Source organism: Cyclobacterium sp. (assembly GCF_014762705.1).
In the GTDB taxonomy this organism is placed as follows: domain Bacteria; phylum Bacteroidota; class Bacteroidia; order Cytophagales; family Cyclobacteriaceae; genus Cyclobacterium.
In genome coordinates this window covers 35951-52347 of the sequence record NZ_JABURL010000106.1, presented here as the reverse complement: position 1 = coordinate 52347, position 16397 = coordinate 35951, and the positions used below count along the sequence as shown (strand labels likewise).

At 44.9% G+C, this 16397-nt stretch carries 16 protein-coding genes; 4 read left to right on the top strand and 12 right to left on the bottom strand.

The window, feature by feature from the left end; genetic code table 11:
• Positions 1–56: 56 nt before the first annotated feature.
• Complete coding sequence (locus HUJ21_RS20800) at positions 57–1286, top strand: tyrosine-type recombinase/integrase (protein WP_366483775.1); 1230 nt, start codon at positions 57–59, stop codon at positions 1284–1286.
• A 9-nt stretch (positions 1287–1295) separates the two neighbouring features.
• On the opposite strand, the gene HUJ21_RS20795 is transcribed toward HUJ21_RS20800, so the two are convergent.
• From HUJ21_RS20795 to HUJ21_RS20750, 10 genes are all read right to left on the bottom strand, one after another.
• On the bottom strand, positions 1296–1757 hold the full coding sequence (locus HUJ21_RS20795) for a hypothetical protein (protein ID WP_291372538.1): 462 nt from the start codon (positions 1755–1757) through the stop codon (positions 1296–1298).
• Positions 1754–2821, bottom strand: a complete 1068-nt coding sequence (locus tag HUJ21_RS20790; RefSeq protein ID WP_291372537.1) for a hypothetical protein — start codon at positions 2819–2821, stop codon at positions 1754–1756. The genes HUJ21_RS20795 and HUJ21_RS20790 overlap by 4 nt, the downstream gene beginning before the upstream one ends.
• Positions 2818–5091, bottom strand: coding sequence for a hypothetical protein (locus tag HUJ21_RS20785; RefSeq protein WP_291372536.1), 2274 nt, complete (start codon positions 5089–5091; stop codon positions 2818–2820). The genes HUJ21_RS20790 and HUJ21_RS20785 overlap by 4 nt, the downstream gene beginning before the upstream one ends.
• Entirely contained in the window at positions 5092–5589 is a 498-nt protein-coding gene (locus HUJ21_RS20780; protein ID WP_291372534.1) for a hypothetical protein, read from the bottom strand.
• Positions 5586–6005 carry a DUF5675 family protein gene (locus HUJ21_RS20775; RefSeq protein WP_291372532.1) on the bottom strand — a complete coding sequence of 140 codons (420 nt, stop codon included), beginning with the start codon at positions 6003–6005 and terminating at the stop codon, positions 5586–5588. The genes HUJ21_RS20780 and HUJ21_RS20775 overlap by 4 nt, the downstream gene beginning before the upstream one ends.
• Complete coding sequence (locus HUJ21_RS20770; protein WP_291372531.1) at positions 5989–6528, bottom strand: phage holin family protein; 540 nt, start codon at positions 6526–6528, stop codon at positions 5989–5991. The genes HUJ21_RS20775 and HUJ21_RS20770 overlap by 17 nt, the downstream gene beginning before the upstream one ends.
• 57 nt (positions 6529–6585) lie before the next feature.
• Positions 6586–8397: a hypothetical protein gene (locus HUJ21_RS20765; protein ID WP_291372530.1), complete on the bottom strand. Its 1812-nt coding sequence runs from the start codon at positions 8395–8397 to the stop codon at positions 6586–6588.
• A 3-nt stretch (positions 8398–8400) separates the two neighbouring features.
• Entirely contained in the window at positions 8401–12453 is a 4053-nt protein-coding gene (locus HUJ21_RS20760) for a phage tail tape measure protein (protein ID WP_291372528.1), read from the bottom strand.
• Between the two features lie 2 nt (positions 12454–12455).
• Positions 12456–12833 carry a hypothetical protein gene (locus HUJ21_RS20755; RefSeq protein ID WP_291372526.1) on the bottom strand — a complete coding sequence of 126 codons (378 nt, stop codon included), beginning with the start codon at positions 12831–12833 and terminating at the stop codon, positions 12456–12458.
• Positions 12834–13019: 186 nt separating this feature from the next.
• Positions 13020–13172, bottom strand: coding sequence for a hypothetical protein (locus HUJ21_RS20750; RefSeq protein ID WP_291372524.1), 153 nt, complete (start codon positions 13170–13172; stop codon positions 13020–13022).
• A 577-nt stretch (positions 13173–13749) separates the two neighbouring features.
• Between HUJ21_RS20750 and HUJ21_RS20745 the strand changes: the two genes are divergently transcribed.
• Genes HUJ21_RS20745 through radC form a run of 3 tightly spaced genes read left to right on the top strand, consistent with a single transcriptional unit; the run spans position 13750 to position 15280 of the window.
• Positions 13750–14163 (top strand): hypothetical protein, encoded by a 414-nt coding sequence (locus tag HUJ21_RS20745; protein WP_291372523.1) that lies wholly within the window; start codon positions 13750–13752, stop codon positions 14161–14163.
• 2 nt (positions 14164–14165) lie between these two features.
• On the top strand, positions 14166–14636 hold the full coding sequence (locus HUJ21_RS20740) for an ArdC family protein (RefSeq protein ID WP_291372521.1): 471 nt from the start codon (positions 14166–14168) through the stop codon (positions 14634–14636).
• A 2-nt stretch (positions 14637–14638) separates the two neighbouring features.
• Positions 14639–15280, top strand: coding sequence for a DNA repair protein RadC (radC, locus tag HUJ21_RS20735; RefSeq protein ID WP_291372519.1), 642 nt, complete (start codon positions 14639–14641; stop codon positions 15278–15280).
• Positions 15281–15709: 429 nt separating this feature from the next.
• Here radC and HUJ21_RS20730 read toward each other — a convergent pair whose 3' ends face one another.
• Both HUJ21_RS20730 and HUJ21_RS20725 read right to left on the bottom strand, forming a co-directional pair.
• On the bottom strand, positions 15710–15907 hold the full coding sequence (locus tag HUJ21_RS20730; protein ID WP_291372518.1) for a hypothetical protein: 198 nt from the start codon (positions 15905–15907) through the stop codon (positions 15710–15712).
• Between the two features lie 46 nt (positions 15908–15953).
• Positions 15954–16160 (bottom strand): hypothetical protein, encoded by a 207-nt coding sequence (locus tag HUJ21_RS20725; RefSeq protein WP_291372517.1) that lies wholly within the window; start codon positions 16158–16160, stop codon positions 15954–15956.
• Between the last annotated feature and the right edge of the window lie 237 nt (positions 16161–16397).

The following is a 16397-nucleotide window of genomic DNA, read 5'->3' as shown; positions in this document are numbered from 1 at the left end:
ATCGGCCAATACGTCGCGCAAACGTGGATTTTTGTTTCACACAAATTTCACACGACATGCCCAAACAGGCTATTAAGGCTACTTTTGCAAGTAGCATTTCTCCCTTTTTTCACCCTAACATCGGAGGTATGAGAACCTCCGTTTATTGTAGGATAAAAATTGACCGAGTCAATTCTGATGGTTTTGCTCCTGTTTATCTCCAGGTAATTATCAATTCGAAAAAAACCACGATCTCATTGAAGATTTCATGGCCAGTGGAATTTTTTGATACCAAAGCTGGTGTGTTTTTACCCCGAAAAAAGAAAGACCAACTGGCGAATGATTACAACCTTTTGGTGAATAAGGAGATAGCTAAAATCAATGATATTTTTATGTTCTACCGGCATTCGGACATGGAGCTATCTATTGAGCAGTTTCATAAGGACTTGAAGCGGTACGGTGCAAGGAAGGATTTTATAATCTGGGCAGAAAATGACATTGAAGACCGGTTCAATGCCTTTATGATCGAAAAGCAAACGTATAAAAATGAGCTTTCGGGACTAAGGAAAATCAAATCGTTTAAATCCGAAATCCCATTTTCTGAGATCAACAAGGAATTTTTAGAAACCTTCAAAGCTTGGTTGATTAAACACGAGGGACTAAAGCTTTCATCCACCTGGCGAATTCTGAAAACCATGACCACATATGTAAGGAGAGCCTATGCAGCGGGGATTTCTGTGAATATCGATTCAATCAGCCAATTTTCAATGCCAAAGTATCCCGGGAGAAAGGTTTATTTGAAGCCGGAGGAAATTGAGAAGCTCAAAATTTATTACAACGAAGACCATATTCCAGAACACCATAAACGGGTGCTTTGTCATTTTCTTTTTTCCTGTATTTCAGGTCTAAGATTTTCTGACATCAAACGTGCCAAGTGGTCAGATATTCATGATGATTTACTAATTATCGTCCCTTATAAAACCCGTAAAACTGAGAAGACGATTAAAATCCCCCTTCGAGATGAACATTTTGCTTACATCCTAACCGAAAAAGGGTATTTGTTTGAAACAGTCAGTGACCAGGTGACCAACCGAACCTTAAAAGAAATTGCTGCAAATGCTGGCATCCGGAAAAATTTAACTACACATGTAGCCAGGCATACGTTTGCAACGCAGTTCCTGAGAAGGGGAGGGCATGTTGAAGTATTGCAAAAGCTCATGGGGCATGAAAAAATTTCGACAACTTTGGAATATACCCACGTCGATGACGATAGATTACGAGAAGAAATGAAGTTTCTTGTTGAGTAGTTCGCAAGTTCAGATATTCTGCAAATCGTATATTTCCTGCATGTTTACCAGCAGCGCACTATAAACCTTTTCGGCCAGAGTCTCGCCAGGGAAAGCGGTTGCCGGCAAACTTTGCCAATACTGCAGCTGTGTGATGGCTCCCTCGGGATAATTTCCATATTCATCTGGGTAGACAAGCTCACCTGTAGTGGGAAGCACCATAGAGCCACGGGTGGAACTCTTCCAAACTCTGGTCCGGAACATTTCCAGATCATTCCTTTTTTGTGATTCCGTCAGGCTGGTATCCTCTCTGATCACATCAAGTACCGGCCGGTCAATCTCCCCTGCTTCGTCTTTGGTATAAAATACCAGACGAATCGAGGCGGTCATTTCCAGATCCTGGTCAATTTCCAGCTTCTCATGCTCCAGACGGATCAGGTAATTCGAATGCCTGTGCTGGATTTTTTGCTCTGAGTAAAGTTCTTCGTTCATAATCCTCTCATATAAATTGTTGGCTCGTTAGTAATTGGGTCAAATCCGTACACCTGGCTGAAAGAAGTGAATTCTCCAATCCCATAGATTTCTAAAACTCTTGGCATATTATAGGGTGCCAGGTAGAGTTTACCATTTCCTGCACATTTTATAGAAGTATACTTTTCACCGGTCGTCCCCATATTAAATCCAAATGGAGAATCGATTCCATCTATCGTTTTGTGACGGATGACAAAGGGGCTATTTGCCGGTGCACAGAAAAGATTACCATCAGGTGCCGGGGTGATAGCAAAATTGTTGGCTCCGGGGGAATAGGCCTGATACCCGGATGCTACCCCTTTCACTCCATTGGTATCATACCAGGTAAGCATATTGCCATCGATGTGATTTGCGTAATAAATGTTTTCGTTGTCTGCCGCCAGACACATTCCCCAATGGGAATTATTCCCCCCGATGTCTTCCGTATTAAAGATTTCCGTAGTATCAGAAGCGGGATCGTACCTGTAAATTCTACGCTTGTTTCCTACCGAATTATAGATTCTGTTGTCTTTTCCCAAAATAGTGGTTCTGAAAAAACCTCCCGGTACATTACTAAGATCGCTTTCCCCAACGAGATTAATCTGAAGACTAATCGGATCAAATTCAATAAGCTGGTTTCTGTCGGAGTCACCGCCTCCTCCGGATCTCCAACTGTACAACTTCCCGTTGGGATGAAAGGAAATGCCCCTGGCAAGATCATATACCGAATTGATTTCCGTCATCGTATCCGTAGCCGGATCTATTTCCAGATAGGTTAATCTGGCGTTTGGCGCACAATACAATTTTCCATTTGAATGGGAACATATCCCCCACCACTTACTAAACCCTATATATTCAGGTCCAATTTCGGTAACGGTGGCATTTTCCGGATCTATTTTCAAAACTCTAGGGTGGTGAAAGGGACAACAGTACAAGCATCCATTCCCGGCCAAAGCCATCCCCATGGTTTTGGCTGATCCTGTAAATTCTGGTCCAATGAATCGCATCTTCGGGTCTACCCTTCCAAAAAACTGAATAGCTGTCATATGGATTGATCTTGGGTGATGGTGTAACTTACTCTGACCACTTCGCCATTGTTGTCTTTGTGACAAATGAACAGGTATTCATTGATTTCCGAGGCAACATGGTTACCTCCAGCATGGTGTAGCACGACTCCGGAGGGCACTGAAATAGATGGCATAGTACTTCGATTGTTCAGGACTTTCGCCATGCAGCCACTATTTGCGTATGCCGTAGCGATGACCATATTTCCAGATAATGGGGTACCATCATAGCCATAAGCTCTATTACAATCAAAACGAATGCTACCTCCGGAGCTAGGTACATAATCCAATTGGTTGCGGCTTGTCCATCTGACTCCTGCAGGTAGTTCTCCATAGCCCTGTCCATTTCGAAGGCTGGAATCAGCAACGGTCTTGGATTTAGGACCTGCAAAATCAAAAGTCAGGGTTTGGTAGAAGGCGGTCTTTTTGACATAAATGGCAACTTCGGGAGCGGCCAACTGCACCAATACAAAATCCCCTCCCCTTGGGGCGATGTCCACAGTCAATAGATGGGTTCGACCCCAATCAATTGTGCTATTGACTGTATTGGTAACGAAATTTACCATCAGGAACCCATTCAGCGGGCGCTGCCGATTTGTGCTGTAATCAGAGGCCCAGCCAATGTAAGCGATCTTGAAATCGTAGTAGGTGTTTGGCTGGACATTTTGCCGCCAAACTTCAGCATACAATTCATATTTACCCGCTTCATTTTTGGTCTCTGGGGCCTCCGGATTTTGGGGAGAAATGATGTTTTCACCAGTATTTAACCGAAGGATCTCATGCAATACCAATTCACCTGCAGGCGGATTCGGAACCACAGGATCTTCAGATGGCACACCCTCCTGATAGCCTACCGAATTGGAAGGCAGGGTATAGATCACATCAAACCGGCTGTCGGGCGCATCTGGGGTGCCTACCAATACCACCGGACCAGTGTAATTATATATTACTCCATTTCTTACCCAGGAGGCACCTGTAAGCGTTCCCGAAGTGCTGTCGGTCATTTCAAAAACCCCAGATTCAATGATCCTGTCATCTGCAGGAATCTCCAATTCGTTTCTCAGGTATTCCAATATGGTTTGAAAAGTAAGGCCTTTCCATTCCTGTTGGCCAGGTACCTGCACCGGGAAAATGGCATCGGTAGGATCTTCCAGTTCCGGGAAGATCCACATGCGAGGCACCAGGTAGTACGGCTCCTGATCAGGACCGATGATCACCAGGAGATCCAGCGGCTCATCCGATATCCAATCCAGATACTCCACCTGCCGGGTAAATACAAACTGAAAATCAAAAGCAATCAGGTCATACCTGGCCGCCTCAAACTGTGGCTCCCTGGTTAGGATCCGCCGGAGCTCTGCCCCGCGTACCAGGTACTTTTGCATACTGGAGAAAAAATCCTGTGACCAAAACAGTTGCCGGCGACTCCGGAAAAATCCAGTATTTTTTTCATACGCCTTGTCCGGATTGATATCAAACTCAAGCTCGTATTCATCATAAAAAATTCCGGTATCGAATTGTTGTTTATTGAGCAGTGTCTTTTGACCGGTGAACCGAATGGTGTCGATACCTCCAAGGGTGTTTTCAAACACAAACAGGTCGTCAAATTCAAAGACCTGGTCTGTTAACACGTATCGTTGCCGCCAGGTATTCTCTCCATCTGCAGAAGCAATCCAGGTATCGAAATATATAGGCTGCTTCGGAAATAGGCTGTGAATCTGTTCGAAGGTGACATTTAGGGTATAAAGATTCCCTGCCTGCAATACATAGGCATCTACAGTACTATCTGTTCCATCCTGGAAAAAGGCCTTTACTTTTACGGTTACCTGCTCTTGTGCATAGTAGGAAAGGTATTCCGGATCCCGGTATTTTACCTGCTTTACCTGTGGCTGCCAGGTGAGCCAGTTTAGAGTAAGGAAATCCGAGGTATTAAAATCCTTCCGGTCTACACCGCCTTTAACCATCCGGAAATCTATGCCTTCATTTCCCAGGAGACATGCTACATCCTTTACAGCTTCGGATTGGGAAAACAAGTTCGTGTCCGGCACCTGCAGGGAAAGCTGCTCTTCCAGCAGTACCCGAAGAGGAATGGTGATATTTCCATCAGCATCGGCGGTGTAATATTCTTCCAAAAGAAGATCCCCGGCGATAGTAATAGAGAAATCATGTCCCGGATCATCTGTGGTGACGATAATATCCGGAAGATTACCGGCATAGCATAATGCGGGAGGTACCTGTGTGATGGTGATGGCCATTTAGAATAATTTGAATTTTGAGAGAAATCTCAAGCCTAGGATCAGGACCAGTATACCCAGGGCTATCCCTATCCAAAGGAAGAAATTAGGGGTACGGCTGACTTCTTTTTCTTCGTCAGTGGTAGAACTGCTATCCTGCAGGTCTTCGCTGGTAAATGATCCGGAGCGTCTCTGATCGGTTTCCTTCTGGTTTAGCTTTCTGGTTTCACTGCTTTGGGTGGTATCCCTACGATGGATCCTAACCTGAGATGCTTCGCCCTCAAAGCTGCCATCCGCTGAAATTCGGAAAGCTCCCCGGGGGACAATCTCAATAAAGGATCCGGATACACTTCTGGTGATGGCTGATTCATCAAGTGTAATTGTTTTTTCAAGGTCTTTTTCATCGGTCTGTATGGTTTGGTAGGTGTAATTCAGCTCCTGATCAGAGGTGCTGCGACTGAATTTCTTCTGGGTGTTGCAACCCAGCGATATGACCACTATAATTAGAAATACCCTCATGACCGAATGACAATTTCAGTTTCATCGGGCAGTAGCTCCAGTAATGCATGTTTGGTCTTAACCGATTCGGTCACGTCCTCCAGGCCGTCGCCATTGATGTCCGCCCTGGCCTTCCCAATCGCTATGCAGCCACGAAGCTGAGAAACGAAATTCGCCTCATGGATAAGGATCCAACTGCGCCCCGGTACATCGAGAATATGAAGATGGTTGCCATACTTTTGGCTTGACCGTTTTTTGACTTTATACCGCCCTTCAGGAATGCAGGAAATGTTCTGCTGATTGTCTTTCCAGGGAAGCTCCAGAGTAAAACAGAAAAAGACAATGGCACCATTTTCATCAAGCACGAATAGCCGGCCTCTGGTGTCATTTGGGGATTGCACATCCCGGATCATAGAGAGGCTATTTTTGTTCATCATGGTTGGGTTTAGAAGGGTCTTTGAAGTTTTTGAAATCGCCTGTTTCGTCAAATCCTTTCAGGCGCTCAAGGATAAATTTCGGGACCAGCTTTTTGGATATCTTGCCGGCATTGTCCAGAACAGAAATGGCTTCTTTGATGATAATGGCCACGTAGATCAGCAGCTTCATGTAATTGCCTCCGGGAATAGTGTCTCCGGAGACGGTGAAGTTTTCCAGTACGTGGCCCACGATAAGGCAGGAGCTGTAGACGATGATCTTAATCAGGATATCGCCAAAACGATCCTTATCGATCTCACGGCGACTGATGGCCAGGCCAAAGCCCAGTGCTGTGTCCAGGGCAATGAGGACCACGAGCCATTTGAGATAATCGTAATCGTTAAAAATGTAGGTCTGAAAAAAAACAAAGACCGGAGTAAACAGCAGTGCCCATTTGCTCTTGTCAAAAATGTCAATGATGATTTCCGCTGATCTGTGGAGCAGGTGAGCATTCATGAGGCTGTTCAATTTGATAGCATCTGCCATGTCTGTCAAATAATTTTTACCCAAATTACTTGACAGTTGGGAGCGGATAAAGGACAGCTACAGATCTGCCTGGACCAGATCTACCTGGGCTGGCTCAATCTTATTTTGCCGGATGGTGATATTGATGCGCTCAATAAAAAAGTTCATCCCCTTTAGAAACACCTTCCTGCTTAAATCCATGTTTTTCAAATCCAGGGCTTTCAACAAAAATAGACCTCTGACATACCGCTTTTCCTGAGCAATGTAATCGCTGTATGAACTGTGGAAGTTGGCAAGCAAGCCGTCAGGTCCTTCCCATTCCAGGGAAAGATCTCCCAGCCGATTGCCATGCGCATCATAATTATGGGGAGTCATTAAGGGATAAAGGTTGGGAGAATTCTCAGATCCGGATAAGGTACTGAAGCTTTCCCGGACTCCATGAAATAAGCCGATTTGAGGACGCTCAGGCCGTGCCAGGCGATTGCCCTTAAACTCAGGTACATACCAGCTTCCCAGCTCTATCCCACTGCCATTACTGTCTTCATGCCAGTATTCATGGATTCCCATCCGGACTGGCTCCAGGTTGGGTTTCATGTCAAAGCCTGCCTGATCCTCTGAAGGTGCCGCACCAAGGCCTGTGCCTTTCAAATCAAAAAGGTAACGCTGTGGATCCTGGGGATCTGCCTTTTCGCGAAGCCGCTTTGTCCAAAGCTCTTTGGTGTCCCGGACATAAACGTCAATTTCCCCTTCTGAGGGTACCAAGTAATTGTATAAATCCGACACATGGTCTACCTCAACGCCGTTGAACTCTTCGATGCCCTCAATAGCCTGCCCGTAACCGTAGGCGTAGCTTTCTCCCTCCCGCTTACCAATGGTAAGTAAGTTGATCCTTTTGGCATCCCAATTGACTTGTCCCGGATCGCTCAGAATATCGGCATTGGTGCGAATACTAAACCCATTGCCTGCCGGGAACATGGTGGCTGCGACCAACTTCAATAATTCCCTGACCAGCTCATTTGCCGGCAGACTTGGGAGAAAGGAATTCAGGTAAAAGAAATTGTCCGGTGCTTCACCTCCGGAGCTGTAACCGTCCAGGAGAATACCTCTCCGGATGGAAAGCAGCGATTCGTTATACCTGGGATGGTAGGTACTGGATAGCACAATTTTTTCAAGTTCTCCGCTGGCGAAAGGATTCACATCCAGCCTGCCATCAAAAAAGGCCTCAAAGATATACCTCGCCCTGGGGAAGGGAAAGACCACGGTATGTACCGGAGAGCTTGAACCATACAGCACGTAATTTTCCTCCCTGGCATTGAAAAAGTTGATGTATTGTTTGAGCGTGGCAAAGTTTCCCGCATTTTTTGGTATATCATTAGGATCATTCAGGTATGGCCAGGGTTCGTCTGCAATTCGCATAACGGGCGCGCAAAAATCGGAGTTATTGAAAAGCGTAGGCCAAATGAGTTCCCGGTAATCCGAAGCCCAATAGTCGGGATCAAATAGGTTATTCGAACCGGTCTGCGTACCAAATCCGTAATAGGTCATTGGTAACTGAAATAGGGGTGACTTCATGCCATCGGTGATCACTGATCCACGAAAAAAGCACTTGATGTCCCGCTCAAATTCCTGTACTACCAGCACCCCGGTAAGTATCCGGACGGTGCCAAAATAAATTTCAAAACCGTCATACTCTCTGAAGGAATTAAAGCTGTTCATTCTGTCAGGCCGGTTGAACAGCTTCAGATTATGATTGGTGGCAGGAACTGAGAAATTAAGTGAATGATTGGAAGGAATCCGATCATTGAAAAAGAAGGGATTCTCATATATGAGATTTAGAGATATATCCTGAGGGTAATTGACCGGCACCCCCTGCAGCAGCATTTTAAGCATCGGTTACAGGTTTATGTTTTGTTCGATTTTCTTATAGTCTTTTTCTGCTTCGTAAAATCCACGTCGGCCCAACAGGCTGACTTCTGCCCGGATTCCTTTTTGGATTTCACTTCTCAGATCGGACATCAACTGGTTATTTTGCCTGATCAGTTCTTTGGTTTCGTTGTCGGTAACGGGGCGGGGAGCGGGAGTGCTGCCCTGATCAGTGGCGTATCCACCTTTTTGCCTGCCGGGCATGTTGAACATTTCCATTCGCCTGGCCATGACTTTTTCCAGGTTGATGCTCGAAATGGTACCGTTCTTTTGAGCCGTATCGATGGCATCCAGGACTGGCCGAATGGTTGGATTTTCGTAGGCCTCGTTACTGGCCACGAACTCACGTCCGCTTTCTGCTACCAGGATACGCGGATCATCGACATAGCCCGGACCTGCAAAGCCTCTGGACCGAAACATTCTTTTATCTTGTTTCCTAACCACATTTGCGTAACCTCCCTTTTCCGCTCCCGGGATCTCCGGTAAGGGTTCTTTTTTGATGGTAGCGATCTGCAGACCACCCATCAAACCCACAGCTGCAGCCAACACCAGGTTTGGCAGAGATTTGGCCACGCCGGCAGCGGTATTGACGATGGCGGACATAAGCGCAACGTTGCGCTCACGCTTCGCTCTGTTACGCTCATATACCGCCCTCTTTTTGTCCAGTTCGGCATTGAGCCGATCTACCTGTTGATTGTATTGCTCCTGGGTAATTACCCCGTTTTCAAGTCTTTTTTTCAGGGCAGCTTCCTTTTGTTGGTTAGCCATTTCGAACTGCTGCAGCTCTCTTTGCTCTCCGGCCGTTCGCATGGCATTGTACTGGGACCAAACCTGACCCAGTGACTGAGTGGCCATGAGCAACCCATCCATGGAAACCGCCCCCTGCCTGAGGTTGGAAAAAAACGTTTCCCAATCATCCGGAGTGAAACCAAGCACATCGACATTGGATCGACGCATGCCCCGGTCTTCGGCTATTTCGGTACCGGTACCCAAGCCAAGTTCGCTGAGTTGCTGCCGGACCTCTGCCAGGCGGGCATTGATGGTTTCCCTTTCTTCGTCAGAAAGAATCCGATCTGACAGATCCAGGCCCTCCCATTGGCCAGTCTCCAGGACGGCCCTCAGTTCACTTTGAAGATCTTGCAAATGTGCCTTCACCAAAGCTTCCTCTTCCCTTCTGAATTTTTTATCAATTTCCTGTTGTGCCTGGCGCATGTTTCGCAGGCCGGCAAGTGCTTCAGCGGAAAGATCGTCTCTGAGGAAAGCCCGGGCTTCTTCCAGGGATTTGATTTCCTTGTATTGCTCATTGTGGGCAATCCTGAGCTCCTGTAATTCCTGATTGAAAGCGGTCTGTTTCTGCTCGATGGATGTTTTCAGGGCATCGGCATCGAGTTGATTGAGGTTGGCGTAATGCTCTTTTTCAAGAGCTTCTTTTACACGGATTTCTTCCTTGGTCATGTCCTCCCGCTGCTTTCCAAATATCCCGGCTTCTTGCAGGCGTTTTTGGTAAGCCAGGCGTTCCTGCTCGATGAGAGACATTTGGCCTTCCAGGACTTTTTGCCGGTATTCAGCTTGTTTTTGGAGTTCGTTGGCAAGTTTGTCGTTTTGGGAAGAAGATGATGAGGAAGACGGTGATGTTGAGGATGATTCTCCGGAATTCGGTCCCGGCGTACTTGTTCCGGGAGCATTACCGGTGATGGTGGCCACGATATCATCGGCATTTTCTTTAAGTATTTTGGTCAATGCCTCTTCTTCAGCTTTAAGCGCTTTGGCTTCCTCAGCCACTCTGGAAGCAATCACATTGCCCCTACCCACTATCGCAGCTTTTACATTGTCCATACTGAAAAACGGAATGTCAGATGCATTTTTCACCAGATCTTGCCGCTCCTGAGCAATTTCTTCAAGCCTTCGGTTCGCAGCTTTTACCTTAGCTTCCTTTAATAGTGCCTTGATGTAGTTTTCAGCAGCCTTGGTGGCTTTTTCAGTTTGAATTGTTTCCAGATCCAAGGCACCAAGATATTTAGGAGAAAGGTCATTGAGTGCCTTTATCGCTTTTTGGCGATTTTCATCAGATTGGGTTTTGTCCCTTGCCACAGCCAGGAGCCTTTCCATTTTGATTTTCTCATCAACAATGGATTCCCTGGCATCCTCGCTTACTTTATTAAGAGCCTTTTGAGCCCTTTCTGCAGCTGTAAGGTTTTTGGAATATTGATATACCGCAACGCCAACTGCGGCCAACACGGAAACCAATATACCAAGTGGGTTTGCCCTTACTACCAAATTAAACACCCTCATAGCTGCAGACGCCCGGCCAATATTACCGGTAAACAATGCCTGGGCCGCAGCGGCAAGCAAAGCAGAAGCCCTCATGGCATTGTCCCAAAAAACCTTGAGTTTTGCCAAAAGGGTAAAGGCTTGCATTCTGGAATTGGTGATGAAAATGGCTGCATTATAGCCAACAATAGCAGCGGTTAGCGTGGTGATCAGCTTCCAATTGTCCTGAATAAAATCAAAGAGAACCGTTAAAATACGGACGAAATAGGTAAACCCGTTGGTGCTTACCGTCATCACAGGCATCAGCTTCTCCCCCAACTCGACTACCATATTTTGAAGACCTTTCCTGGCTTTCTCCAATTGAGCCTGGGCAGTCTCATTCTTGATACCAAATTCCTCGGTAAGACTAGTACCTCTCTCAAATGCCTGGTTGGATAATTCCTGCTGTTGGCGCAGTTTTCCGGTATTGTTGGCCAGTGATCCCAGCACACCGATGACACGGCCGCCGTCCTGGCCCAAATCCCCTAGGGTGTCTGCTAGGTTGGTCAATCCATCAGCATTATTTTTAACCCCTTCCAGAACACGTAAAAATGCCTCGTTTGCATCACTATTGAGCAACTCCCTGAAACCGGAGGCATCCATGGAAGCATATTTGGCAAATACATCAGAATTTTTTGCCATTTCCAGGAATAGCTTTGAAAGTGCCGTGGTGCTTACCTCGGACGTTTGTCCCAGGCTATCCAAAGTAGCTGCCATTCCCATCAAATCGTTAATGGAAACATTAGCCAGGGGGCCAACGCCAGCCATTCGCCTGGTGAATTCAACGATATACCCCTCGTTCGCAGTAGATGCCATTCCTAGCTCATTAATGGCTGATCCTACTTTTAATAAAGCTTCCTCTAGTGGAACATCTTCATCTATTTTAAAGATATCAACTAATTTTCCGACCTGGGTAATCGCTGCTTCTACATCCCCTCCCAGGTCTTCTGAAAGGGCTACGCCGATCTGATCGGATGCCCGGACAAAACCCAGGATGTCTTCCTTTCCCTGGATACCCAATTTACCTGCAACCCGAGATAAACCCAACAGGTCATTTTGAGATGTTCGTGTGTCGATTTTTTTAAGTTCCTCATTTAGCTCCCTGACCTCCTCTTTGGTCATGTTGGTGGTTTTCATCACATCAGCCAGCTTATCATCAAACTCGGCGAAATCGTTGATGGTCTTCCTGATGCCGGAAACCGCCGCAAACATGGTGGCAAATCCAGCTGTTAGTACTCCGATGTAGTGATTAAACCTGCCAGCCATCCGCTGCAGGGAGGATCCGGTTGCCCTGGCTCGCCCATCCAGCTCCTGGTAACGGGTTGTGACTTCTTTTAGCCTTTCGTCATGCTTTCGCCATTGCTCTGTGTGGGGGGCTGCAAGATCGCGCAATCGTCGCACCCTGTTCATTTCCCGCCTGAGATCTACCAGGGACATTTTATTTACATCGATTTGAGAACGAAGAACCTTTAATCTGGATTCGGCAATGTTCAAGGCATTATTTTTCTGCTTGATTGCATCAGTTACTGCTTTGTACTGTTCGGTATTTTGCTTACCGGATCTGCGAAGCTTTTTTTCTTCCCGTTCCAGCGCACGTAATTCGGCATTGGTATCCTTTACCGCTCTCTCCAGTTCACCAATTTCCTTTTTACCCCGGTCACCATTGACCACGATATTTAAAATCAAATCTTCGTCTCTGAGTTTCTTGGCCATGGTTATCTCTCCATTTCTCGTTTAAGCCCTGCTGCTACGTCATTGGTAAAGTCTACCATGAGCCTATTGGCAATCACATAGTAGTGGCCGAATACAAATTTGTTGTGAATGGGGTAGTTTTTCCTTTTGATCCGTCTTCCTCGTTTTAGTTGGGGCTTCTTTTTGAGATCCAGAAAACGCTCGTAGGCTTTGTGCTTAAAAGTAAGTTTCCCATCCAGACCTGCTTCCTGATGGATATTAAAGTCTCTCTCTTTCTCCAGGGTACCAGTATGAAAATGAAGGATCTTTCTCATTTGAAGCCCCTGGTTTCTTTCCAACCGAGAGGCTTCCTCTTTCAATATCCGTCGGACGAATTCTTTTTTGATTATGGCATCTTCCACAGCAGTAGCATTTTCTTACTAAGCTATGGGGGTGGGTGGGGTAAATAAAGCACAAGGGAAGGGGCTTTTCCATACGGAACCGGGCTCTTCATTGCAAGTCTTCGCCTTATTCCAAGGCTCCGGGCTATCCATTTCGATCCCTAAGCAAAAAAAAACCCGGGTGAAGTGCCCGGGCTTGTGAATGCACTAAATCTTAATCGGGTTATGCTGGTAATCCATCACCTTAAATGGAATCATTCCTGTGGTGGATTTTAATTCAGCTACCAACTTTTTCAGTTGATCTTTATCTATGCTTTTGATTTCATAGACAAGGTAGAATGTGTTTGATGTTTTAGCCATGGTATTAGTATATGGTGGCCGGAGCTGCTGGGTACATCAAACATTTGCTTAATAAACCCCCGGGGCCTCACGGACACCCGACTCCGACCAAATTTAAATTCAATTTTCATATTGTTTGATGTTTTAGCACTTCAAAAATAGAAAAAAATATGGTGTGCTCCTGGGGTCGCACTGGTTAATTGGTGGGATTTTTTGGGGGTGCGGGGGGCTGCCTATCATATATCCATTTCAAAATGCCTTTTTGCAATTGCAAATACAAAGGAGGGCGGAGTCGGGGTCAATTCTGACTGAATGACTTTTGCAAAAAGTAATCAAAACGTTAACCACCTGAAAAACAAATAGAAAAATAATTTTTAGCCGTAAATAGAGGCTATTTTTAGCCGTTTTCAGCCCTTATTCGGCCTTTTTACCTGAAAAATGGGGTAAATTTTTTTTCTGGCTTCCCTGCTTTAGGTCTGTCTATTCAATCGTAAGAAATAATATTAACCTACTTATATACAGGTTTTTATAGATTGGTAATATATAAAATAAGAGTTATATTTATATATACAAACACACAGATATAACCTTTAAAATCATGAAAGAACAGACGAAAAAAACAACAACACAGCCCACCGGAAAAAACGAAGTGGAGCAACTGAAAGCACAAATTAAAAAGCTGGAAACTCAGCTAAGCCAACAGCCCCAGAGCCTGGAAGAAAAAATCAAATTTTTTCAGGAGAAGCAGGAAATGATTAAACGCCTTTCCCTCTTGGATCAATACGCCGATAGCCTTTTGAAGGTGGGGGAGGATATCCAGAAAGACCAGGAGGAAGACGAATTTTTGACCGAACGTCATTTTTTGAAAATTACCTACAAGCCCACCAGTTACGGAAGTGAACAGGAGGTTTTAAAAATCCAAAATCCCAAGCTAATCGGAGAGGTTTTAAACTTCGCAATTGGCAAAATCAACGAGAAAAGAAACGAATTGCAAACCTTAATCAACGCTTAAACATGGAAAAGCAAATGAACCCCAAAAGGGCGCAGCTCATAGCCCTAAGCAACGAAGCCAAGGAAATCAGAGACGATATGGCAGAAGGAGCAGAAACTGAAAATGAGGCCCTTTTTTGGGCCTCCCGTACCGTAAATTATATGCTAATAAATCACATGTACGACACCGAAGGAGCCGAAGAATTCAACACCTTTAAACAGTGGAAGGAACAAGGAGCTACTATAAGAAAAGGATCCAAAGCCTTTTTGGTATGGGGGCAACCCATCGGCAAGCAGCGAGCCAAGGAAGCCCAGCAAAAAGGGCAGAAAGCACCGGAGGAAGACGAATATAGATTTTTCCCTATCTGCTATCTGTTCTCCAACAAACAGGTTGTAAATGCCGGTAAGACGAAAATATCAAAGCCGCAACCCTCAAAAGTTGAAGAGCCCAAAGCAGAATTTATCCGATCCGTAAATCTTGACACCGTAATTTGATCATGAGACTAAAAGAACCAATCCAAACCCTATACGAAAAGGGCAAAGCAGCCATGAGCGACACCATGCTGATTAGCGCCGCCTTTAATCTGCCAGAGCAAACCGCAAAGGAAATTTTAAGGCTTGCAAATTTCAATCTTGGAAACCTTGCCAAAGTATCCACAAAAGAGCTAATGAAAATTAGATACATCAGCCACAGTAAAGCCGCAGCCATTGTGTCTACCTTTGAAATAGGCCGGAGGCGATGGATAGCGACACCGGAAAAAAAGGTAAAAATAAGCAGCTCAACCGATGCCTATGATTATTTCAGACCCTTTTTAATGGATGAAGTGGTGGAGTATTTCTATATTCTGCTTATTAACCGCAGTAATCACGTTATTTGCCACAAACTGATTAGTCAGGGCGGGACTTCTGCCACCATTGCAGACCCCAAACTGATTTTTAAACATGCTTTGGACCACCTGGCCAATGCTGTTATATTAATTCACAACCACCCAAGCGGGAATTTAAAACCTTCACAGGCAGATATTACCCTAACCAAAAAACTGGTAACTTCAGGTAAAACGCTGGAAATCCCGGTATTGGATCACCTGATAATTACAGATAATGGGTATTATTCTTTTGCTGATGAAGGGATGATTTAATCAGGTAATTACTTTTTAATGTTGGGAAACTACTTAGGTAGTAGGTAGGTTCCCGCGCTGGAAGCGGCATTTTCTCCCGTGTCCCCTCCTATCGTCGGTATTTTTCTTCAAAAAATTATCATTACTATCGTATGATGGACCCGGGAGAAAATAAGGTTGTTTGTCTGCTTTTACCCTGCAACCTGCCCCCAACTCATTCTGCGAATGTTGCATGGTAAAAGGTAGTTGCCTAACGCTCACTGCCAAAAAATATTAAAAGCTCCTTAACGGAAACATACCGCGGGGCGGAACCCTTCGGGCCTGGGAGTAGGGTTAAAAAACGGGACGAAAAGTCCCGTAAAATTTAAGGTGCCTTCGGCGAATTTATATATTTCAGTAAAACGTCTTTCACTTCAATCCTTTAAAAATTAATTTGAAAAAGATGATTACTTAACGCTCCAATTCCTTAGCCAACCCATTTACTACCTCTTTTCGAAAATACCAGCCCTTATACTCAAAGGGAAACTTCTTTGATTTAATGTATTCATAGGAAAATTCCGGATGGTACTGACACAAAAGTTTCAGACCAGACCAGAATTCTTCGTTTCCTTCTTTTTGGAGAACAATTACGTTTTTAAGGGTCGCCATACCCAAATATAGACGAATAATTACACAATCAAAACTAAAAACGACTCTAACTCCTAACTCTTTTATTCACCGGCAGCTTTTCAAATAACCAGCCCTTGTACTCAAACGGAAATTCCTCTTCTACCAAAAAAGAATAGTCAAAATCGGTATGATCCTGGCAAAGTAAAAGTAAATCTGTCCAAACCTCCTTTCGGGTTAAAGATGACTCTCTGAGTCCGTAAGTAATGACAATAAGATAATTTAGGTTATCCATCGGTCTTAAAAAGCTGTTTATGTAATAATACCAATAAAAAATAATACTTAAAAACCATTCGTCAAAAAAGGTCTGATCCACTTTAGCCTTTAAATTGTACTGGTTTTTCAAAGGAATGGAATTCAGTAGTTTGGCACTTTGACATATTTGTAAAAAAAATACGCACAGCTTCCACCGTGCGTAGGATCCTGGCTAAACCCATTCAAAAACCCGGATCAGTCTATATGAAAAAATATC